Annotated in this window: 19 protein-coding genes and 1 pseudogene; 4 read left to right on the top strand and 16 right to left on the bottom strand. The window is 71.7% G+C overall.

Going from position 1 to position 21,437, the window contains the following annotated elements; all coding sequences use genetic code 11:
* Positions 1–90 precede the first annotated feature (90 nt).
* The 7 genes from LY13_RS08220 to hemB all read right to left on the bottom strand — a co-directional run bounded on the left by LY13_RS08220 (position 91) and on the right by hemB (position 5,732).
* A complete protein-coding gene (locus tag LY13_RS08220; RefSeq protein ID WP_253827706.1) occupies positions 91–702 on the bottom strand; it encodes a TlpA disulfide reductase family protein in 612 nt (203 codons plus the stop codon).
* Positions 699–1,328 (bottom strand): histidine phosphatase family protein, encoded by a 630-nt coding sequence (locus LY13_RS08215; protein WP_253827705.1) that lies wholly within the window; start codon positions 1,326–1,328, stop codon positions 699–701. The genes LY13_RS08220 and LY13_RS08215 overlap by 4 nt, the downstream gene beginning before the upstream one ends.
* On the bottom strand, positions 1,325–2,647 hold the full coding sequence (gene hemL / locus LY13_RS08210) for a glutamate-1-semialdehyde 2,1-aminomutase (protein ID WP_253827704.1): 1,323 nt from the start codon (positions 2,645–2,647) through the stop codon (positions 1,325–1,327). Before hemL ends, LY13_RS08215 begins: the two co-directional genes overlap by 4 nt.
* Positions 2,648–2,912: 265 nt before the next feature.
* Positions 2,913–3,398 (bottom strand): hypothetical protein, encoded by a 486-nt coding sequence (locus LY13_RS08205; RefSeq protein ID WP_253827703.1) that lies wholly within the window; start codon positions 3,396–3,398, stop codon positions 2,913–2,915.
* On the bottom strand, positions 3,391–4,011 hold the full coding sequence (gene mce1N, locus LY13_RS08200) for a transport-regulating membrane protein Mce1N (RefSeq protein ID WP_253827702.1): 621 nt from the start codon (positions 4,009–4,011) through the stop codon (positions 3,391–3,393). The genes LY13_RS08205 and mce1N overlap by 8 nt, the downstream gene beginning before the upstream one ends.
* A 10-nt stretch (positions 4,012–4,021) precedes the next feature.
* Positions 4,022–4,540, bottom strand: coding sequence for a hypothetical protein (locus LY13_RS08195; RefSeq protein ID WP_253827701.1), 519 nt, complete (start codon positions 4,538–4,540; stop codon positions 4,022–4,024).
* A 211-nt stretch (positions 4,541–4,751) separates the two neighbouring features.
* A complete protein-coding gene (gene hemB / locus LY13_RS08190) occupies positions 4,752–5,732 on the bottom strand; it encodes a porphobilinogen synthase (RefSeq protein WP_253827700.1) in 981 nt (326 codons plus the stop codon).
* Between the two features lie 149 nt (positions 5,733–5,881).
* Between hemB and LY13_RS08185 the strand changes: the two genes are divergently transcribed.
* Positions 5,882–7,006 (top strand): M20 family metallopeptidase, encoded by a 1,125-nt coding sequence (locus LY13_RS08185; protein WP_253827699.1) that lies wholly within the window; start codon positions 5,882–5,884, stop codon positions 7,004–7,006.
* A gap of 107 nt (positions 7,007–7,113) precedes the next feature.
* Here LY13_RS08185 and LY13_RS08180 read toward each other — a convergent pair whose 3' ends face one another.
* Entirely contained in the window at positions 7,114–7,956 is an 843-nt protein-coding gene (locus LY13_RS08180; RefSeq protein WP_253827698.1) for an alpha/beta fold hydrolase, read from the bottom strand.
* Positions 7,957–8,021: 65 nt separating this feature from the next.
* Between LY13_RS08180 and LY13_RS08175 the strand changes: the two genes are divergently transcribed.
* Positions 8,022–8,576 carry a CGNR zinc finger domain-containing protein gene (locus tag LY13_RS08175; protein ID WP_253827697.1) on the top strand — a complete coding sequence of 185 codons (555 nt, stop codon included), beginning with the start codon at positions 8,022–8,024 and terminating at the stop codon, positions 8,574–8,576.
* 255 nt (positions 8,577–8,831) lie between these two features.
* Here the strand turns inward: LY13_RS08175 and LY13_RS08170 are convergent, their stop codons facing one another.
* The 7 genes and pseudogenes from LY13_RS08170 to LY13_RS08140 form a co-directional block, all read right to left on the bottom strand.
* Entirely contained in the window at positions 8,832–10,364 is a 1,533-nt protein-coding gene (locus LY13_RS08170) for a bifunctional uroporphyrinogen-III C-methyltransferase/uroporphyrinogen-III synthase (RefSeq protein ID WP_253827696.1), read from the bottom strand.
* Between the two features lie 198 nt (positions 10,365–10,562).
* Entirely contained in the window at positions 10,563–11,504 is a 942-nt protein-coding gene (gene hemC / locus LY13_RS08165; protein WP_253827695.1) for a hydroxymethylbilane synthase, read from the bottom strand.
* Entirely contained in the window at positions 11,501–12,841 is a 1,341-nt protein-coding gene (locus tag LY13_RS08160; protein ID WP_253827694.1) for a glutamyl-tRNA reductase, read from the bottom strand. Before LY13_RS08160 ends, hemC begins: the two co-directional genes overlap by 4 nt.
* Positions 12,838–13,542 (bottom strand): annotated as a pseudogene (locus LY13_RS08155) (redox-sensing transcriptional repressor Rex); the annotation flags it as partial. The gene LY13_RS08160 and the pseudogene LY13_RS08155, both read right to left, overlap by 4 nt.
* Positions 13,543–14,672: 1,130 nt before the next feature.
* On the bottom strand, positions 14,673–16,652 hold the full coding sequence (locus tag LY13_RS08150) for a molybdopterin-dependent oxidoreductase (protein WP_253827693.1): 1,980 nt from the start codon (positions 16,650–16,652) through the stop codon (positions 14,673–14,675).
* Between the two features lie 378 nt (positions 16,653–17,030).
* On the bottom strand, positions 17,031–17,402 hold the full coding sequence (locus tag LY13_RS08145) for an arsenate reductase family protein (protein WP_253827692.1): 372 nt from the start codon (positions 17,400–17,402) through the stop codon (positions 17,031–17,033).
* 52 nt (positions 17,403–17,454) lie between these two features.
* On the bottom strand, positions 17,455–18,153 hold the full coding sequence (locus LY13_RS08140; RefSeq protein ID WP_253827691.1) for a YqeB family protein: 699 nt from the start codon (positions 18,151–18,153) through the stop codon (positions 17,455–17,457).
* 94 nt (positions 18,154–18,247) lie between these two features.
* Here LY13_RS08140 and LY13_RS08135 point away from each other — a divergent pair, with 94 nt between their 5' ends.
* Positions 18,248–18,481, top strand: a complete 234-nt coding sequence (locus LY13_RS08135) for a glutaredoxin family protein (RefSeq protein ID WP_253827690.1) — start codon at positions 18,248–18,250, stop codon at positions 18,479–18,481.
* Positions 18,482–18,720: 239 nt separating this feature from the next.
* Here the strand turns inward: LY13_RS08135 and LY13_RS08130 are convergent, their stop codons facing one another.
* A complete protein-coding gene (locus LY13_RS08130; protein WP_253827689.1) occupies positions 18,721–20,496 on the bottom strand; it encodes an AMP-binding protein in 1,776 nt (591 codons plus the stop codon).
* Between the two features lie 202 nt (positions 20,497–20,698).
* Between LY13_RS08130 and LY13_RS08125 the strand changes: the two genes are divergently transcribed.
* Positions 20,699–21,358 (top strand): sigma-70 family RNA polymerase sigma factor, encoded by a 660-nt coding sequence (locus LY13_RS08125; protein ID WP_253827688.1) that lies wholly within the window; start codon positions 20,699–20,701, stop codon positions 21,356–21,358.
* Positions 21,359–21,437: the final 79 nt, after the last annotated feature.

Genomic DNA, 21,437 nt, shown 5'->3' with positions numbered 1-21,437 from the left:
AACGGGTGGGCGCAACACGGCGCCCGGAGAACGCAACACAGCCTCTGGAAGGCGCAACACGGGCCCCGAAGGGCGCAACACGGCGTCGGGTTACGAGCCGCCGCTCTCGTCCGCCAGATCGCGGACGACCGGAAGGATGTCCTCGGCGAGCAGGTCACGCAGGTAGACGGCGGCGACGCGGCCCTGCTTGTCGACGATGATCGTCGACGGAACGACGTTGCGCGGATACCCCGTCAGGCCGATGAGCGACCGCCCGGAGGGATCGTAGATCGACGGGTACGTCAGGCCACGGTTGCGCATGAAGTCCTGCGGTGCGGACCGGTCGAAGTCGCGCACGTCGATGCCGAGCACCCGGACACCGTCGTCCTTCGTCCGCTCGTACACGTCCTGCAGTTCCGGCGCTTCGGTGCGGCACGGCCCGCACCACTGGCCCCAGATGTTGATGACGAGCACCTTGCCGCGGAAATCCTTGCTGGAGATCCGCTTGTCCGGGTCGAACAGGTCCTCGCCGCTGACCTCCGGCATCTGCTGCCGGTCGGCGCCCGTGTAGGTGATGTCGGTCTTACCGCCGGGTGCGACGAAGTTGAACGACGTGGCCGCGGAGCTGTCACCCGTGCTGCACCCGGTGAGGGCCAGTCCGCCCGCGAGCACGGCGGCCGCCAGCCGGAGGCCCGGCGACCGGCTCCTGCCGCGCCTGCTCATGCCCCGGTCACCATCGGGTCCGTCGCGCCTGCGGGTTCGCTGTAGACGATGTCCACGAGCTCCTCCTCACGGAACACGAGGCTGGTCAGCGACGCCAACGAGCACTGCCGGGACCGCGGGTCGTGCCACAGCCGTTTGCCTTCGAGGAACCGCCGCACCGTCCAGATCGGCAGCTGGTGCGACACGCACAGCACCTCACCGCCTTCCGCGGCGGCGCGTGCCCGGTACACGGCGCCCAGCATGCGGCGCGCGATGTCGACGTACGGCTCGCCCCACGACGGACGTACCGGATTGCGCAGCTTCGGCCAGTGCTCCGGCTGCCGCAACGCACCGTCACCCACGCTGACCCGCAGGCCTTCGAACGCGTTGTCCGCCTCGATGAGGCGTTCGTCGGTGACGACGTCGAGCCGGTGCCCGCCCGCGATCGGCGCGGCCGTCTCCTGCGCGCGCTGCAACGGTGAGGCCACGACGCGGACGAGGTTGTGCGGCTTCAGCGCCTGCGCCACGGTGACCGCCTGCTGCCTGCCCCGCTCGGACAGTCCGTAGCCGGGCAGCCTGCCGTAGAGGATGCCCTCGGGGTTGTGAACCTCCCCGTGCCGCAGCAGGTGGACGACCGTGGTGGTCATGCGGACTCCGGCGGGGTCGCCGACGCGGCGGCGCGGGCGGCTGCGGGAGCGGCGGCCTCGATGACCTCGAACGCCGCGTCGTCCATCGCGGAGTTGACGAACCACGCCTCGAACGCGCTCGGCGGGCCGTACACGCCCGCCTCGAGGAAGGCGTGGAACATCGGGCCGTAGCGCCACGTCTCGGTGGCGGCGACCTCGTCGAAGTTCGTCGGCCGGCGCTCGCCGAAGAAGACGGTCACGAGGTTGCCCGCCTGCGACACGGTGTGCGTGACGCCCTCGGCCGACAGCGCGTCGCCGAGGACGGAGGCGAGCCGCCCGGCGTTGGTGTCGAGCTTCTCGTAGACCGACGCGTCGGCGTGCCGCAACGTCGTCAGGCCCGCGGCCACCGCCACTGGGTTACCGGCGAGAGTGCCCGCCTGGTAGACGGGTCCGACCGGCGCGAGCTTCGCCATCACGTCGGCGCGGCCGCCGAACGCCGCGGCGGGCAGCCCACCGGACATGACCTTGCCGAACGTGTAGAGGTCGCCCGCGACGCCGTCGAGGCCGTACCAGCCTGCCGACGACACGCGGAAGCCCGTGAGCACCTCGTCGACGATGAGCAGGGCGCCGAACTCGTGGGCGACGTCGCGCAGCGCGGCGTTGAAGCCGTCGGCCGGCGGCACGGCGCCCATGTTGCAGGGAGCACCCTCGGTGATGACCGCGGCGATGTCGCCCGGGTTCTCGGCGAACACCTTCCGCACGGCGTCGAGGTCGTTGTACGGCACGACGATCGTGTCGGCGGCCTGCGCGCCGGTCACACCCGGCGACGTCGGCAGGCCCAGCGTGGCGACACCCGAGCCCGCCTGGGCGAGCAGCGCGTCGACGTGACCGTGGTAGCAGCCCGCGAACTTGACGATCTTCGCCCGTCCCGTGAACGCGCGGGCGAGACGGATCGCCGTCATGGTCGCCTCGGTGCCCGAGTTGACCAGGCGCACCTGCTCGACCGGCTCGACGCGGCGGATGATCTCCTCGGCGAGTTCGACCTCACCGGTGGTCGGCGTGCCGAACGACAGCCCGTGCGACGCGGCCTCGCGCACCGCGTCCACCACCGCGGGGTGGGCGTGCCCGAGGATCATCGGCCCCCACGAGGAGACGAGATCGACGTAGCGGTTGTCGTCCGCGTCCCACAGGTACGGACCGTCGGCCTTCACCACGAATCGCGGGTCACCGCCGACGGATGCGAACGCGCGCACCGGGGAGTTGACGCCACCGGGGGTCGCCGCGGCGGCCCGCCGGAACCAGGACTGGGACTTCTCGACCGTGCTCTTGCCACCTGTCACGCCCGCCAGTCTCGCAAAACGGCCGCGGCCTGCGACGACTGCCTCCGGTCGGGAGTGACCGCGGGCATGCCCGCGCGCCGGCGACCGGGGCTCACGCGGCGGTGCGGCGGCTCGCGCGGCGGTACGGCGCCCCGCGCGGCGGTGCGGCTGGTGGGCAGGTCGGCGCGGCCCGTGGGCAGATCGGTGCAGCGTGGGCAGGTCGGCGCGGGTCGTGGGCGGGTCGACGCGGCTCGTGGGCGGATCGGTGCGGCGTGCGCGTATCGGCTCAGCGCCCTGCGCGCGCGTCGGCGTCCTCCGGCTCGGCGTGGTCGGTGTCGCCCGGCTCGGCGTCGTCCGGTTCGTCGGGGTCGGGCCGCTTGCGCTTCTTCGGCTTCTTGCCCTTGGCCGCGACGCCGAGCATCACCTGACGGACGGCGTCGATGAGCAGTACCGCCGCCAGCGCGCCCAGCGCGACGGCGAGTCCGATCAGGTCGCCCTCGTAGACACGGGAGGTCAGCGTGCTGCCGTCGTCGAGGCGGACGGTGACGTCGCGAACCGCCGACCCCCACAGCAGGAAGGCACCCCACACGGCCACAGCGGCCACGGCGAGTTCGACGACGGCGGCAGCGATCCGGCGCGGCTGGTGCAGCCTGCCGCGGCCCGCGCCGGCCCGGCGGTCGTCACCGGACGTGGACGTGCGCGTCGCCGCGGACCCGGCCGGAACTGCCGGCGCGGCGGAGTCGGTGGCGGTGCGATCCGCGGATTCAGTCACGGCGTGAGTTTCGCATGGCCGTCCGCAACGCCGCCGTGAACGTCTCCGAGTCCTGCGACCACGCCAGCACGTGCTTGCGGTTGCGCAGCTTGAGCTCGACCCCTTCGAACCGGCGTGGCACGGTCTGGCCGCCGCCGAGCACGCGCGTGCCGGGCCGGGGTTCCCGGGTGAGGATCGACCCGATGTCGGCGATCGGCAGTGTCTCGGTGCCCTGCACCAGCTCCGTGTCGGTGACGCGGACCCGCAGGAACTTGCGCCGCGCGAACACCCACGCCCCGTTCAACCACAGCAGGCCGACGCCCGTGATGATCCACATCAGCCAGTGCGGCGGCTGGCCGAGGATCAGCTCCGTGACGAACCCGAGCGCCGCCAGCGCCGGGCCGAGCCCCAGTCGCCACAGCGTCGCCCCCGGCTCGGCGTAGTGGACGACGTCGCCCGCCCCGTCGGGGTCGCCCGCGCCCGTGTCCGCCGCGCCCACACCACTGCCGGTGGCCGCCGTGTCCTCGGTACCGGCCGTGTCCTCGGTGGCCACGTCGTCGTCCGCCGCATGTCCGCGTGCCTGGTCACCGCCGGCCTTCTCGTCGCGCTTGCCGGTGCTGTCGCTGCCGCTCACGTCGTCACCCTCACCGGTTCCTGTTCACCCGCGGGAAGTACGGATCGACGCTGGGCAGGTACATGAGCGCCGTGCCGCAGAGCGCGAGCAGCACCGCGCCGATCACCGTGTAACCGCCGCCGAGCAGCGAGAACAGTGCGATGACCACGACGAGCACGGTCACGACGGTGCGCGCGGACCGGGTGCCCTGCCGGGCCTTCCAGGCGAACAGCACCATCAGGGTGCCGACCGCGACGGCGCCGACGACGAGCGCCCACAGCATCGATTCGACGCCCGCGGCGATCTGGGCGCCCGTGATGTTCTCGTCGGTGTTCTGGGCGATCAGCTGCTCGGCGAACTCGTCCTTGCGGAGCAGTTCCAGCACGAAAGCCAGGACCAGCATCACCGAGGCGGCGACGATCAGCCCGAAGCCGGTGTTGACCTGTTTCGGCGGCTCGGGACGGTCCGGGTCGGGGTCGCCGGGCAGGTGCGGCGCGGGCGGCAGACCGCGTGCCCGCCGCTGGTCGTCACTTTCGTCGGCTTCGCTCATGCCCCCAGAGACTAGGCGCCGTGCCCGGGGAGGGTGAGGAGTGGTGACCGGACGTGCCGCGCAGACGCATCCCGGCCGACCACGTTGCAGGCCCGCAACACCTGAGGCGCCCCAAGGGCACATTGGTGGCACTCAACGCAACCAAAGTGCCCTTGGGGGCATCCAACGGGACCGTGGGTGTTGCAGGTTCGCACCGCGCCGGGTGCAGGGTTCAGTCGAGCCAGGTGGCGGCTTCGGCTGCCCAGTACGTGAGGATCATGTCCGAGCCCGCGCGGCGGATCGACGTGAGCACCTCGAGGATCGTGCACTCCCGGTCGACCCAGCCGTTCGCGGCGGCACCCTCGATCATCGCGTACTCACCCGAGATGTTGTACGCCGCGACCGGCACCGACGACACCTCCGCCGCCGCCCTGATGACGTCCAAATAGGACAACGCGGGCTTGACCATGATCGCGTCGGCGCCCTCGGCGAGGTCGAGTTCGATCTCGCGGATCGCCTCGCGGACGTTGCCGGAATCCTGCTGGTAGGTGTTGCGGTCGCCCTGCAACTGCGAGTCGACGGCCTCGCGGAACGGCCCGTAGAACGCGCTCGCATACTTCGCCGAGTAGGCCAGGATGCTCACGGCGTCGAAACCGGCGTCGTCGAGCGCACGCCGGATCACGCCGACCTGACCGTCCATCATGCCGCTCGGCCCGAGCCAGTGCGCGCCCGCGCGCGCCTGGGCGAGCGCCATCTCGGCGTAGCGTTCGAGCGTGGCGTCGTTGTCGACCGCGCCCGCGTCGTCGAGCACGCCGCAGTGGCCGTGATCGGTGAACTCGTCGAGGCACGTGTCCGCCATGAGCACCGTGTCGTCACCGAGGTCGGACCGCAGGTCCCGCAACGCGACGTTGAGGATGCCGTCGTCGGCGGTGCCGCCCGAGCCGACCGAGTCGCGTGTGGACGGAACGCCGAACAGCATCAGCCCGCCGACGCCCGCCTCGACGGCCTTCGCCGCAGCCTCACGCAACGAGTCCCGCGTGTGCTGCACGACACCGGGCATGCTCGAGATCGGTTTCGACGCGCCCGCGGCGTCGGCCTCTTCCGACACGAACATGGGCAGGATCAGCTGACGGGGGCGGAGCGTGGTCTCGCTGACGAGCCGGCGCACGGCCGGCGTGGTCCGCAACCTGCGTGGGCGATGCTCGGGAAACACATCGACACCGTACTCCCGCACGGGCGCCTACCCTGACGGCGGCAAGATCCCCGTTCCCTCTCGCATCCCGGTGCGCGGACCCGGCGCCGACACACCGAAGTTCCGCGCCGGAACATCGCCCCATAATCGCCCAGCGGAAGGACACCGGCATGAGCCCGGACGTGCTGAACCTCACCCGAGAACTCGTCGCCGTCGACACGATCGACCACGACGAGAACCACGCCCTCTCCGTGGTGGCGCCACACCTGGAGGCGGCGGGTTTCGACGTCACGACCGTCGAGCACGAACCGGGCCGCGGCACGCTGATCGCCGAGTGGCACGCCGACACTCCGACTCCCCCGCTGTGCCTGTCCGGGCACGTCGACACGGTGCCGTTGGGCGGTGCCGGCTGGTCCCGCGATCCGTTTCGCGCCGAGCCCGACGGCGATCGGCTGTACGGCCGCGGCACGACGGACATGAAGGGAGGGGTGGCCGCGATCGTGTGTGCCGCGGTCGCCGTCGCGACGTCGACCCACGCCCCGCGGTCCGGGCTGCGCCTCGTGCTCACTGCCGCCGAGGAGACGGGTTCGCACGGCGCGCGGGGCGCGCTCGACGCGCTGAACGGGAGACCGTCGGGCCCGCTGCTGATCGCCGAGCCCACGAGCAATGCCGTCTTCCACGGGCACAAGGGCGCGTTGTGGCTGTCCGCACGCGCCGAGGGCGTGACGGCCCACGGGTCGATGCCGCACCTGGGCGACAACGCCGTGTACAAGCTCGCCCGCGCGGTGGCAGCGTTCGAGGGGTTCGCCTTCACCGAGCAGGCGCATCCGGCGATGGGCGCGCCGACGCTCAACGTCGGCACCTTCCACGGCGGGCTGAACACGAACTCGGTGCCGGACTCGGCGGGCGCGACGGTCGACATCCGCACCGTGCCCGGCCAGGACCACGCGGCGATCACCGACGAGCTGCGGGCCGGGGTCGGCGACGACGCGGCGCTCGAGGCGCTCGTCGACCTGCCCGCCGTGTGGACCGACCCCGGCGACGACTGGGCCGCGACCGTCTCCGCGATCGCGGCCGACGTCACGGGCGCCTCGCACGGCGACGCCCCGCGGGCGGCGACGTACTTCACCGACGCCTCTGTGCTCACCCCCGCCCTGGGCGGAGTGCCGACCGTCGTCTGCGGCCCGGGCGAGCCCGAGCTGGCGCACGTCACGGACGAGTGGGTGTCGATCGGCAGGCTCCGCGAGTCGGAGGAGATCATCCGCAGGGTCGCGGCCCACTGGTGCGGCGCCTGACCCCACCCGGCCGCGTGTCCTGCACCCGGCACTGCGAGTTCTGCGCTCGGGCACGCGTGCCCTGCACCCGGTATTGCGTGCCCTGCATCCCGCTCAGCGGGGCCGGATCAGACGAAGAAGCGTGTGAGCGACCGCGCGACGGCGTGCGGGGCGTCCTCGGGTGCGAAGTGTCCCGCTCCGGGCACGTCCTCCCGCCGGGCTCCGGGAACGGCGGCCGCGAGCCGGTCCCCGACCTCGGGCGCGAGCCACCCGTCCTGTTCACCCCAGAGCACGAGGGTGTCGGCAGTGATGTCGCCGAGGTGCTCGACGGCTTCTCGCGTGTCGTCGAAGTGGACGTGTTCGGCCTGCGCGACCCAGCGGCGTTGCCCCTCGGTGCCACGCCACGGTGCGAGGTACAGGTCGAGAACGTCGTCGCTCATGCCGTGATGGGTCGCCGTGCGCAGTCGTGGTGCGACGAGGTCGGCGAACGCGTGCTCGGGCATCGTGCGGTAGGCGTCGGCGTACCGCTGCATGTGCTCGGTGAACGCCGTGTTCCACGGGCCGATGACCGCCGCATCCAGGAAGGCGAGCCTGCGCGCCGGGACGCCTTCGACGAGGTGCGCCCTGGCCACGACACCGCCGCCGATGTCGTGCCCGACCAGGTCGGGACTCGTCAGTTCCCAGTGCCCGACGAGTTCCGCCAGCGTCGCCGCCTGTGTCGCAATGGAGGGCGCGGCCGACCCGTCGAGCGTCGACTCACCGAAGCCGAGCAGGTCCCAGACGTAGACGGTGTGCCGGTGCGCCAGTTCGGGGACGACGTGTCGCCACAGCTGCGCCGACGCCGGGGTGCCGTGGGTGAGCACGACCGGCGAACCGGAGCCGTACACGCCGGTCGCAACCTCGCCGGCCTCCACGCGAATCCGCTGGTCCAGCCGCAGCGCACCCGTATCGGCGCGGACGGTCTCGCCCATGTCTCCACCTCTCCCGATAACCGGTAAAGTCAGCTTTCTCCGGTTACGGTAGCAAGGAGTAACGCTTGAAGATAGATTTCAACGGTTACAACGATGGGGCGAACGCCGCCACGGAGTTGGTCAACACCTCGCCGCGGGTCCGGAGTCGCGGCGAGGCCCTCCCCGACGTCGCCGCGCTCACGGAGTTCTTCGCAGCTCTCGGCATCGACCGGACCGTGGGCGCCGACGACCTGCAACCGGTGCACGCACTGCGCGACGAAGTCCGCGCCGCGCTCGAATCCGACGAGGACGACCTCGCCCGCCGCGCCACCGCGTTCGTCGCGCGCGCAGGCCGCGGCCCCGGACTGCACCGCGACGTCGACGGGCACTGGCGCTGGCACGTGGAGACGTCACCGGATGCGACCGCCGACGACGCGCTCGCCGTCCTGATCGGCACCGGCCTGCTCGGCGCCCTGTACACACTGGGACACGACCGGTTCCGGCATTGCACGGCGCCGGACTGTGCAGGCATGTTCGTCGATACCAGCCGCGCGGGACGGCGCCGCTACTGCATGCCCGAGGTGTGCGGAAACCGCCTCAAGGTCGCCAAGCACCGGGCCCGGCAGCGCGACCGGACCTGACCGCGCGGCCGGGCCGGACCGCCCGCCTGCGACCGGTCCCCGCGGACGCAGCACGGTCCGCAGCGCAGGAAACGCCGTCGCGCGGCGGTCCGCCGCCGACCCGGTGACCCCGAAATCGCCGCAACACAGGCCCCGGGACCTGCAACACGGTCCCCCGAAGCCGCAACACGGGCTCCGGGATCTGCAACACGGGTGTGCAACGCGAAAACGCCCCGTCGCACGGCTGGTGCGACGGGGCGTCTCGAACGACAGCGCTCAGGAGCGGCGCGTGCGCTTGGCCTTCTTCGGCGGCGGCAGAGCGCCCTCGGCGCGCAGCTTCGCCGCGTGGGCGGCGAGCGCGTCGACGAGCTCCACGGCGTTCGGGGTCTCCGGCTGCACGTCGACACGCAGGCCGAACTCCGTCGCCGTCTCGGCCGTCTTCGGGCCGATGCACGCCACGAGCGTGCGGGCGTGCGGCTTACCCGCGATGCCGACCAGGTTCCGCACGGTGGACGACGACGTGAAGCACACGGCGTCGAACCCGCCCGTCTTGATCATCTCGCGGGTTTCGGCGGGTGGCGGCGCGGCACGCACCGTGCGGTACGCGGTCACGTCGTCGACCTCCCAGCCCGCATCGGTCAGACCGGCGGACAGGGTCTCCGTGGCGATGTCGGCGCGCGGCAGCAGCACGCGGTTCACCGGGTCGAGCACGTCGTCGTACGGCGGGAACTCCTTGAGCAGGCCCTCGCTCGACTGCTCGCCCTCGGGCACGAGCTCCGGCTGGATCCCGAAGGAGCGCACCTTCTCGGCCGTCGCCTCGCCGACGCAGGCGATCTTCACGCCGGCGAACGCGCGGGCGTCGAGGCCGAACTCGGTGAACTTCTCCAGCACGGCCTTCACCGCGTTGGCCGAGGTGAACACGATCCACTGGAACCGGCCGTCGACCAGGCCCTTGACCGCACGTTCCATCTGCGCGGGGCTACGGGGCGGCTCGACGGAGATCGTCGGCACCTCGTGCGAGGTGGCGCCGTGGCTGCGGAGCCGCTCGGCCATGTCGCCCGCCTGGTCCTTCGTACGCGGCACGAGGACCTTCCAGCCGTACAGCGCGCGGGACTCCCACCACGACAGCTGCTTACGGTCGGACACGATCGACCCGACCGTGACGATCAGCGAACCGGCGAGCTCACCGGCGTCGGCACCGAGCGAGGCGAGGGTCGTCTCCACGGTGCGCTGCGTGTTGATGGTGCCGTTCGACGTGACCGCCACGGGCGTCTCGGCGGGGATGCCGTTGTCGATCAGCTGCGAGGCGGCCTCGGCGAGGTGGCTGGACGTGCCGTGCAGCACGATCGGGCCCTGCGCCTGCGCCACGCCCTTCCAGTCGACGTCGCGAGTCAGGTCGACCTCGGTGTGGGTGCCGCCGAGCGGCAGGCCCGCGTACGCGGGAACGGCGGTGCTGGGCGCGACGCCCGGCACGATGTCGAACACGACCTCGGTCTTCGACACGGCCTGCACCTCGGCCACGACCGCGGGCTGCGTCAACGGGTCTCCCGCGACGAGACGCAGCACCACGCGGCCCGACTCGGCCTCCGTGGCCAGGTCCTTCGCGACGTCCCCCGGCTCACCGACCGCGGGACGCGCCTCGGCCTCCTCGCGGGCGTAGGCGAGCGCGCCCGCCGGGACGTCCGGGTCGGTGACGACGACGTCGGCCTTGGCCAGCAGCTCCTGGGCGCGGACCGTGAGCAGTCCCGCGTCACCGGGGCCCGAGCCCACGAAGGCGACGCGCCCCGTGGTCTTGCTTGGGGGGGTCATGTGCTTCGTCTCTCCTCATGCAGCGGCCGCACCGGGGCCGGCGGCCGAACTCGTACTTGTCTTCTGCGGTTCTCTGATGTTCCCGACGCGAATGTCACGTCCGTTACGCGTTGCCTGCGTGCTCCTGCGACCGCAGGCGTCGGCCACGCACCCGACGCCCACCCGGGTTCCCGCCGGGGCGGAAGTGAACGCGCCGACTCAGGACGACAGCGCGCCTGCGCCGAGGTCGAGCAGCTCGGCGGCGACCCCACGGCCCAGTTCGTCGGCGTCCTTCGGCTCGGCGATCGCCGAGGCCTTCAGGATGTCCACGGAGTCCCCGTCGACCCCGGTGGCGGCGATCCCGCGCAGCGAAAGCCGGTCGACGACCCTTCCCTCGCTGTCGAGGTCCTCCACGACATCGGCGAGCGCTCCGACGGGTGCGCTGCAACCGGCTTCGAGCGTGGCCAGCACGGCCCGCTCCGCCTTCGCGGCGACCCTGGTCGCTTCGTGGTCCACGACGGACCGAAGCAGACGTTCGCTCTCGACGTCCTCGACCCGCGTCTCCACCGCCAGCGCGCCCTGTGCGGGCGCGGGCAGCATCTGGAGCGGATCGAGTGTCTCGGTGATCTCGTCGACCCGGCCGACCCGGGCGAGCCCCGCCCTGGCCAGCACCACGGCGTCCAGTTCCCCGGACGTGACCTTGCCGATGCGGGTGTCGATGTTGCCGCGAATCGGCACCACGGTCAAACCGAGGCCCAGCGCCTTCAACTGGGCGATCCGCCGGGGCGAACCCGTGCCGACGACCGAACCCGGCGGCAGTTCGCCGAGCGTCAGGCCGTCCCTGGCGATCAGCGCGTCACGCGGGTCCTCGCGCGGCGGCACGGCGGCCAGCACGAGGCCGGGCTCGGGCGCCGTCGGCAGGTCCTTGTACGAGTGGATCGCGACGTCGATCTCCTTGGCCAGCAGCGCCTCGCGCAACGCCGACGTGAACACGCCGACGCCGATCTCGGCGATGGGTGCGCTGGAGCGGTCACCGGGCGTCGTGACCGTGACGATCTCGACCTCGTGACCGGCGTCGGTCAGCATGTCGGCGATCGTCTGCGTCTGCGCCACGGCGAGTTTGCTGCCGCGGGTGCCGATGCGGATCGGGCTGTCTGTCACGGATTGTCACCGTCGATCTGGTCTGTCGTGGTCATGGGGGCCGACGGGCTGGACACCGTCTTCGGCGCCTGCGGGTCGAGCTCGAACAGCTCGCGCAGCGCCGTGGCGTAGTCGGTGTCGCTGGTCTCCGCGGCCAACTGCTTCACACGCACGGTCGGGGCGTGCAGGAGCTTGTCCACGACCCGCTTGACCGTGCGGCCGACCTCCTCACGGGTGTCGGCGTCGATCTCGGGCAGCCGCCTGTCGAGCCGGAGCAGTTCGGCGTCGACGACCTCGGCCGCCCGCTTGCGCAGCGCCGTCACCGTGGGCGTCACGGCGGCGCTGCGCTGGCCCGCCAGGTAGGCGCGGACCTCGTCCAGAACGATGCCCGACGCCTTGGCGGTCTGCTTCTCGGTGGTGCCGCTGCCGGAGTCGTGCATCCGGCGGCGCACCGTGTCGAGGTCGACCAGGCGCACGTCGTCGACGTCGCCGACCCCCGGGTCGACGTCCCGCGGCAGACCCAGGTCGCACACGACGAGCGGCGTGGTCCGCGGACCGACGTGGCGGGTCTCCACCACGGTGCCCTTCGCCCCGGTGCACACGACGGCCACGTCGGCACCGCTGACGGCGTCGGCCAGCTCGGCGAGCGGCACCGCGGTCGCGGGTACGCCCTGCTCGGTCACCGATGCGGCGAGCCGTTCCGCGTTGGCCTGCGTGCGGTTGGCGACGACGACGCTGCCGATACCGGCCTTGCGCAGGTGCGACGCGGCGAGTGCGCCCATCGACCCCGCGCCCACGACCAGGGCCCGCTTGCCCGCGAGGTCACCGCCAGCGTCCTCGGCCTCCGCCAGCGCCGCCGACACCACGGACGCTCCGAGCTGGTCGAGGCCCGTCTCGCTGTGCACGCGCTTGCCGACGCGCAACGTCGTCTGCACCAGCTCGTGCAACGTGCGGCCGACGGTGCCCGCCTCGCGCGCGGTCGCGTAGGCCGCCCGCACCTGGCCGAGGATCTGCGTCTCCCCCACGACCATCGAGTCCAGGCCCGCCGTCACGTTGAACAGGTGCTCGACGGCCGCGCCCGCGTAGTGGACGTAGAAGCTGTCGTACAGCTCGTCGGGGACCATGCCGGCCTGGCGGGCCAGCACCGACGCGATGTCGTCCAGGCCGCCGTGGAACGTCTCGACCACGGCGTAGACCTCGATGCGGTTGCACGTCGAGACGGCCATGACCTCGGAGACGTGCTCGGCCTGCTGCAGCTCGTGCAGGATCTTCGGCACCTCGGGCGCCGGGATGGACACGCGCTCGAGCGTGGTCAGGTCCGCCGTCCGGTGCGACAGTCCGAGAGCGAGGATGCTCATGACGGCACCACCGCGCTCGCCGCGTCCGTCGCTTCCGCCCCAGCCGCTTGGCCGTTCACCTGTCCGTCCGCCCTTCGCGCCACGTGGAAGGAAAGGATCTGCAGCTCCACGGCCAGATCCACCTTCCGAACCTCGATGTGATCCGGAACCTGCAGCACGACCGGCGCGAAGTTCAGAATGCACTGCACTCCGCCTGCGACGAGCCTGTCGCACACCGTTTGTGCCGCGGTCGGCGGCGTCGCGATGACCCCGATGGAGATCTCCCGCTCCGCACACACCTCGGGGATGTCGTCGAGGTGCGAGACGGGCAGTCCGCCCACCGGAATCCCGATCAGGTCCGGATCGATGTCGAACAACGCCTCGACCGGGAACCCGCGACCGGGAAAGCCGCCGTAGTTCGCCAACGCATGTCCGAGGTTACCGATTCCCGCGACCGCAACCCGCTGCTGCTTGTTGAGTCCGAGGGTGCGTTCGATCTGGCCGATCAGCACCTCGACCTCGTATCCGACACCCCGAGTGCCGTACGAACCGATGTAGGAGAGGTCCTTGCGGAGTTTGGCGGAGTTCACACCCGCGGCGGCCGACAGTTCCTCGCTGGAGACCGTCGCGGTGCCCTGTTCCTGCATGCTCGACAGCACACGCAGGTACACCGCCATGCGGCCGACCGCGGCCTCGGGAATGGCCTTCGCGGGCGCCTCGCCGTCGGTGACGGCGGGCAGCTCCGTGGTCGGGGTGTTGTCGTCGGCTGTGGCCTTACCGTCGGTCGTGGCGGTGCCCGCGGGGGCCTTGCCGTTCGTGGCCTTGCCTGCGGTCGCCTTGCCTGTGGTGGCGGCCTTGCCGTTCGTCGTGGCCTTGCCTGCGGTGGCGGTCTTGCCTGCGGTCGCGGCTTTCCCGTCGGCTGCGGCTCCGGTGCGGCCGGCCCGGCCGTTCCCGTTGCCGGTTCCCGCCTTGCCGTCGGCGGATCCGCCGTTCGACGCGGTCTTCGCGGTTGCGGCTCTGCCGTTCGTGATGGCCGTGTTCGTGGTGGCGGCGTTCGTCGTGGCCGTGTTCGTGGCGGCGGAGTCGTCGGCATCGGCCTTCCTGCCGGCCGGCTTCTTCGCGAGTACCTTCTTCGCCGGACTCTTGGCCGCGGAAGTCCGCTTCGCCTGCTTCTTCGCACCGCCGCCGGAAGCGCCGTCGGCAGTCTCGGCGGAGTCACCGCCGTTCTCGTTCGCGGAGGACGCGGCCTCCTCGGGGGGCGCAGCGGCGGGCGCGGCGGAGTCCTCCTCGGGCGCGGCTTCGTCGGGCGACGTGCCGTCGGAGGCCTGGGTGTCGGGGGCCTGGGTGTCGGGGTCGGATTTGGCGCCGGGTTTACCCGCACGCCGAGAGCGAGCCAGGCCGCGGACGGAGGAGGCGATGTTCCGCCGGCTCCGCTGTGCCATCACGCTCCGACTCCGTCCTCGCGATTTCGAGACAAAAATCCTTGACCAGCAGGCGGCGACCGTGTTCGATGCACGGCGCGTCACCGGCGTGGAGAACACGGTAGTTCATTTGTGAACGCGTGCACAAAGCAGCAGGTAAGGGCGTTGACCTGCGCCACAGCCCCGGTTTTCCTGACGCGGTGTCACCTCGAGCCTCCCTCGCCACCGCCGACACCCGGACACCCCGGCCACCCGTGACGCCGTGTTGCAGCCCCGGGAGACCGTGTTGCGGTTTCCGGGGCGCGTGTTGCGCGTTCAGGGGACCGTGTTGCGGATCCCGGGGACCGTGTTGCGCCCGCCCGTCTCCACCCGGCACCTCTGGAAACGACACGCCGGTGAGCCAACCGCCCTCGGAGCCGTGATCGCGCCCGCTACTCCGTGGTGAACGTGATCGCGTGGTGGCCGGTCGCACCGTCCGGCAGGACTCCCATGCGCTCGGAGGTCTGCGTGTACCCGGACTTGTCGGTCGCGCGGCAGGCGATCCGGTGGCCACCGGGACGGCGGACGTCGAGCGCGATGTGCCACATGCGCCACGTGTCGTCGGAGACGGCGGCCGACAGGGTCGCCTCCCGCCAGCGTCCGCCGTCGAGACGCACCTCTACCTTGGCGATACCCGTGTGCTGGGCCCACGCGATCCCGGCGGCGATCACCCGCCCGGCCGACATCGTGGCGTTCGCCGCGGGCCGATCGATGCGCGACTGGGTCTTCACCGGTGCCTCGCGTGCCCAGCCGCGATCGAGCCAGTACGCCCGACGTGCGTTCCACGTCGTCACCTCGAGGTCGGTGACCCACTTCGTCGCCGACACGTAGCCGTACAACCCGGGGACGACGAGTCGCGCGGGGAAGCCGTGTTCGAGCGGCAGCGGCTCGCCGTTCATGCCGAGCGCCAGCATCGCTCCACGGTCACGTTCGAGCAGCACGTCGAGGGGCGTCCCGCACGTCCAGCCGTCGGAACTCGTGGAGAGGAGCTGTTGCGCGCCGTCGCGCACGCCGGCGTCGCGGAGGAGGTCTCCCAGGTCGACGCCGGTGAACGTCGCGGTGGAGATCAGCTCCCCGCCGACCGGGTTGGACACGCAGCACAGCGTGATGCGGCGTTCGGTCAGGCCCCGGCGGCGCACGTCGTCGTAGGTGAGTTCGAGCTCTCGGTCGACCATGCCGTGGATGCGCAGTCGCCAGTCCTCGACGGGCAGCTGCGGCACGGACAGCGCGGTGTCGATGCGGTAGAAGGCGTCGTTCGGGGTGAGGAACGTCGGCGTACCGAGCTTGGCGAAGTCCGCGTCGTGCGGCGGTGCGGGAAGCTCGCGGGCGACGTCGAGGGGTGGCGCCGACGCCCGGGACGACGCCGCGTCGCGGGCCCCGCCGACGAACCGGCCTGCCAACCCCGCCACTCCCGCGACGACCGCGGCGCCACCGGCCGTGACGAGGAATCGCCGCCTGCCGGGCGGGGTCGTCGAGGACCGCCGGCTTGCAGTGACGGCCGGTGCCGGATCAGGGGTTCGCGAGTCCGGGGTTTCGGGATCCGGGGATGCCGGGGCCGGGGTTTTACGGTCCGAGGTTTCGGGGTCGGGGGATACCCGGTCCGGGGTTTCCGAGTGCGTGCTTCCGGCGTCGGCGGACCCCGGGTCAGGGATTCGCGAGTCCGAGCTTTCGGGATCCGAGGTTTCGGGATCCGGGGTTCGAGCGTCCGCGGCTGCGGGGCCCGGGGACGCCGTATCGGAGGGTCGCGGGTCCAGGGTTTCGCGGTCCTCGGATCCGGATTCCTCAGATCCGGAGTCCTCGGAGCCAGGGTCCTCGGCGCCAGGGTTTTCGGATCCGGGGTCGGTGGGGCCGGGAACCATGGCTGCGGGCCCGGCCGCGTCGTCGCCCGGAGGTGCGGCCCGCCGGTGCAGCAGCAGCCACGTCGCCACACCCGAGGCAAGGCTCGCGAGGGGTGCGAGTGCGGCGAGCCTGCCGACGTCCGGGCGGGTCACCACGGCCACGAGCCCCACGACGCCGACGACGGCGATGAGTACCGTGCCCGGCGCAGGGCCGCGTCGCGACGCCAGTGCCGCCGCGACCGCCAGTCCCACCAGCACCACGCCCATGCCCACGAGGAGCGCGAGCTTGTCGGCCGTGCCGAACGTGGCGATCGCGAAGTCCTTCAGCCACGACGGCGTCAGGTCGATCGCCGCGTTGCCGACCGCCAGCGGGGGCGAGGCCTGCGGTCCCACGAACGCGGCCACCAGGTGTCCGGCCGCGAGCGCCGCGGCGAGCGCCACGACGGCTGCGACCACCAGTCGCGCTCTCGGCACGCGCCGGGACGTGGTCGGCGGCTGCGCGGGTCGCTGTGACGGGCCGTCGGTGGGTGCCATGCCTCCATCGTGACGCCGGAAGGGGCGCGTGTGACCAGGTCAGCGCCTTACGTCTCCCTTACGCCCGCCGACACCCTTCCCGCGTCCTGCGCTCGGGACAGCCGTGCCCCGGTCCCCCAGCCGCCGTGTTGCACATCCACGGGCGCGTGTTGCGGATCCAGGGGCGCGTGTTGCGGATCCAGGGGCGCGTGTTGCGGATCCAGGGGCGCGTGTTGCGGTTTCCGGCGCGCGTGTTGCGGATCCAGGACGCGCGTGGCCCGCCATCGACGTCCGACGGCCCCACTCGTCGACGCACCGTCCCGCGAGGGTGCACCCGTCCCACGTTGCAGCTTCCGGACGCGCCACAGGTTACGGCGTGCCGAGACACCCGACCTGGCCTCAGCCGCGGGAGAGGGCGTCCCGGACGGCGTCGTCGGTACGTGCGACCACGGCGGTGCCGTCGTCCGCGGTGATGATCGGCCGCTGGATCAGCTTCGGATGTTCGACCAGCGCGGCGATCCACTTCTCCCGCCCGGAGTCGTCGCGCGGCCACTCGGTGCGGTCCTTGAGGACGAGGTCCTTCGCGATCTGCTCCTGCGTGCGCGTGATGTCCCACGGTTCCAGCCCGAGCCGGTCGAGAACGTCGCGGATCTCGTCGGCCGTGGGCACGTCCTCGAGGTACTTGCGCACCGTGTACTCGGCTCCCTCGGCGTCGAGCAGTCCGAGCGCGGTCCTGCACTTGGAGCACGCGGGGTTGATCCAGATCTCCATCGCTGCCTCTCGTGGTCGCAGGCCGGTCCTGCCGTGAGGTTAGGTGACCGGGTCAGGACACACGTCGTACGTGGAGCTGTTTCTTGTCGGAACGGGCGACGAGTCCGGCCGCGAACAGGGCGTCGTCGGCCTCGATCCGCGCCGCGTCGTCCTTGCCCGCCTCGAAGCGGCGGCGCAACAGGGTGTGCTCGTCGGCGGTGAATCCCGGGCGGCCGTCGACCCAGCGTTCGTACTCATCCGCGTACGGATCGCCGTCGCGCCACGGCCAGTCGTGACGCTCGAACGCGGAGCGCAGGTCACCTTCGCGCAGGTCCTGCGCACCCGACAGGCGCACCGGTGCGGCGTCGCGCCGGAGGAACACGAGCGCAGGACGGCCGTGGAAGACCGCCGTCGTCGTCGCCCGTTCGACCCAGCCCTCGCGGCCCTCGACCTCGGACTCCACGTGATCGTCGAACACGCGCAGCGACAACGCCTCACGGTAGGTGTACAGCGCCAGCACGACGCCGACGACCACGCCGAGACCCGTCATCACCGCCACCGACCAGCCGGGCGACAGGCCGCCGAGCAGGTGCAGCCACCCGGGCGCTCCGACCGGCGTCCCGTCCAGCACGGTCGTCAGGCCGCGGATCAGCGGACCGCCCGCGAACCCGAGGAGCGCACCGACCGCCACCGGCACCGTGATCACGAGCGCCGGGATCACCGCCGGGATGTGGACGTCGGTGCCGGATTCGTCCGCGGATGCACTGGTCACGCGCAGGAGGATGCCAGACACATCGCGTACGACCGCGGGTGAGCCGTCACGGGCTGGACGGCGGGGCACTGCACACGGGAGCGATGATGAGGGCATGCACCACGTCACCGTCATGACGCGCGCGGGCTGCCATGCGTGCGAGACCGCCGAGACCGACGTCGCCCGGATCTGCGAGGAGCTGGGCGCGACCTGGTCGACCGTCGACGTCGATGCCGACCCCGAGGACCAGGCCGAGTACGGCGACCGCGTCCCGGTGCTGCTGGTCGACGGCGACGAACACGGGTACTGGCACGTCGAGGAGGACCGGCTCCGCGCAGCGCTGAGCTGACGTGCGATCGCGACGTCGACGAGGCCGTGGCCGGTCGTCGACCGGTGACGGTCGGTCCGGCTCGGTCCGCAACGCGACCGGCCGGTGTGGCGGGGACGGGCGGGTGTGAGCGGCCCCGAAACCTGCAACACGGGCCCTGGGTCTGCAACACGGCGCCCTGGAACCGCAACACGGGCTCCGCAAGCCGCAACACGGCCTCCGGAATCTGCAACACGGCGTCGCGGGTGCAGGGTGCGCGGTTACGTGCGGAGCTGCACCCTGCGCAGTTTGCCGACGGCGGTGTGCGGCAGCTCGTCGGCGAACTCCACGGTCGACGGCACCTTGTAACGGGCCAACCTGGCTTCGCAGACGTCGATGACCTGCTGCTCCGACAGCTGTGCACCGGACTCGGGCCGCACGACGGCACGCACCGATTCGCCGGTGCGGTCGTCGAGCACCCCGACGACCGCGACCTCGGCGACCCCCGGCAGCGTCAGAATCGCGTCCTCGACCTCACGCGGGTAGACGTTGAACCCGTTGACGATGATCAGGTCGTTGGCGCGGTCGACAAGGTGCAGGTCGCCGTCGGTGTCGAGGTAGCCGACGTCGCCGGTGCGGTACCAGCCGTCGGCGTCGGGGCCGTGGGCGCCGTCGGGCCAGTAGCCGCTGAACAGGTTGGCACCGCGGATCGAGACGAGCCCGGTGAGGCCGATGTCGTCGCCGAACGCGTCGTCGGGGTCGGCGGGATCGAGCGGTGCGTGTGCCGGGGAGCCGTCGCTGTCGACGAGGCGCAGCTCGACACCCGGCAGTGCCCTGCCGACGGAACCGGCCTTCGCCTGGCCCGTGACGAGCGTGGACGTCACGACCGGTGCCGCTTCCGTCAGGCCGTATCCCTCGTAGACGGCCTGCCCGGTGGCGTCGGTGATGGCGTTCAGCACGCGCGGGTGCAGCGGCGCGGCACCGGACATGAAGATCGCGACGGTGGCCAGCGCGTCGGCGAGTTCCTCGGCGGACCTGGCCGCGAGGTCGGTGTACATCGCGGGCACGCCGACGACCGTGGTGATCGCGTGGGTGCGGCAGGCGTGCAGTGTGTCGCGGGCGTCGAACCGCTGCGCGAGCACGATGGTGGCGGCGGTCGCGGTGGGCAGGAGCAGCCCGGGACCGAGGCCGTAGATGTGGTGCAGCGGAACGGCGAGCAGCGTGCGAGCGGGGTGCTCGCCTGCGGGCATGACGCCCGCGAACTGGCGCACGTTCGCCAGCAGCGCCCGGTGCGACAGCATCACGCCACGTGCGGGACCGCTCGTGCCCGAGGTGTAGAAGATCGCGGCGATGTCCTCGCCGCCCGTCCCCACCTCGTCGACCGGGGAACCGTCATCCGGTGAGTCACGCGGCGGGCTGTCATCCGGGGACGTGCCGTCCGCGGACCCGCCGTCCCGAGACCCGTCATCCTCGGACACCCAGTCCCCAGATCCGACGTCCCCGGACACGCCGTCCTCGGACACCCAGTCCCCGGACCCGACATCCCCGGAGCCGCCATCCCCCGATCCGACGTCCGAGGACACGTGTTCCTGGGAACTGCCGTCCGCGGAGCCGTCGACCTGCGACGCATGATCCGACGGCATGCCCGGGTGGTCGAGGGACGGGACGAGAGCGGGAACGTCACCGAGGTCGTCGTGGGCCACGAGCAGGCGGGCGCCGCAATCGGTGATGAGGTCGCAGACCTCGGCGTCCGGGGCGGTGGGCGAGAGCGGAACGGCGATCGCACCGGACCGGAACACGGCGAACAGACCGATAACGAGTTGTGCGCAGGTCGGCAGCCGCAGCGCGACACGGTCGCCGGGCCGCACGCCGGCGTCGCGGATTCGGCGGGCGAACGCCGTCGCCGCGTTGTCGACGTCGATCCACGTCAGCGTGACCCCCGAGGCGGTGTCGACGATCCCTTCGGCCAGCGGCCTCCTCCGTGCCGCGGCCGTGACGAGATCGGCGACGTTCTCACCCGGCGATCCCGGCCTCGCTGCCTCCGTGTTCGCTGCCATCCACGGACCTCCTCATCCCCCGCCCAGTGTGCCCGCGAAGCTCGGGCGTCATAGCGACCGGACGGCAGCGTCTCCCGATTGCAACGAGGACACCACTACCTACTAGGCGGTAGCTACGCGTATGCTCCCGTGACGACGTAGTGGCGGTGATCACTCCGATCACGCGAATGTCCGGGAACGGCCCCGGAGGAGGTGCAACACGATGAGCCTGCCAATCGCTGTTGCTGCTGGTCCAGCACGCGCCCCGCTGTACGCCGTACCCGATCCCGCGCCGGCCGCACCCGATCCGACGGCCGAGGGCTGGGATCTCGTGCACGCCGCACAGGGAGGCGACCGCGCGGCGTTCGGACGGCTCTACGACCGCTACGTCGACGGCGTGTACCGCTACGTCCTCCTCCGAGTGGGGGACCGCCACCTCGCCGAGGACGTCACGAGCGAGACGTTCCTGCGCGCCCTGCGGCGGATCACGTCGATCAGCTACCAGGGCCGCGACGTCGGCGCCTGGTTCACCACGATCGCCCGCAATCTGGTGCTCGACCACGTGAAGTCGAGCCGGTTCCGGCTCGAGGTCGTCACCGACGAGATCGCCGACCCCACGACGCCCACCGCCGCGGTGGCGGGTGCCGCGGGGTCACTGGGACCGGAGCAGCAGGTGATCAGCCGCGACACTGGCGACGAACTCGTCCGTTGCATCAGCGACCTCGGCGACGACCAACGTGAATGCGTGATTCTGCGGTTCATCCAGGGCTATTCGGTGGCCGAGACCGCCCGGATCATGGACCGAGGAGAGGGCGCGGTGAAGGCGCTGCAACACCGTGCGATCCGGAGACTGGCGAAGCTGCTGCCGGACACGCTCCGCTGAGCCCCGCGCCCACCGGCATTCGCGTTCCGGCACCGGCCAAGCCACCCCGGCGGCCACTGGCTGTAACGCGCGCCACCCA

The sequence above is a fragment of the Prauserella aidingensis genome (assembly GCF_024171865.1).
Taxonomy (GTDB): domain Bacteria; phylum Actinomycetota; class Actinomycetes; order Mycobacteriales; family Pseudonocardiaceae; genus Prauserella; species Prauserella aidingensis.
This window is presented reverse-complemented; position numbering and strand designations above follow the sequence as displayed.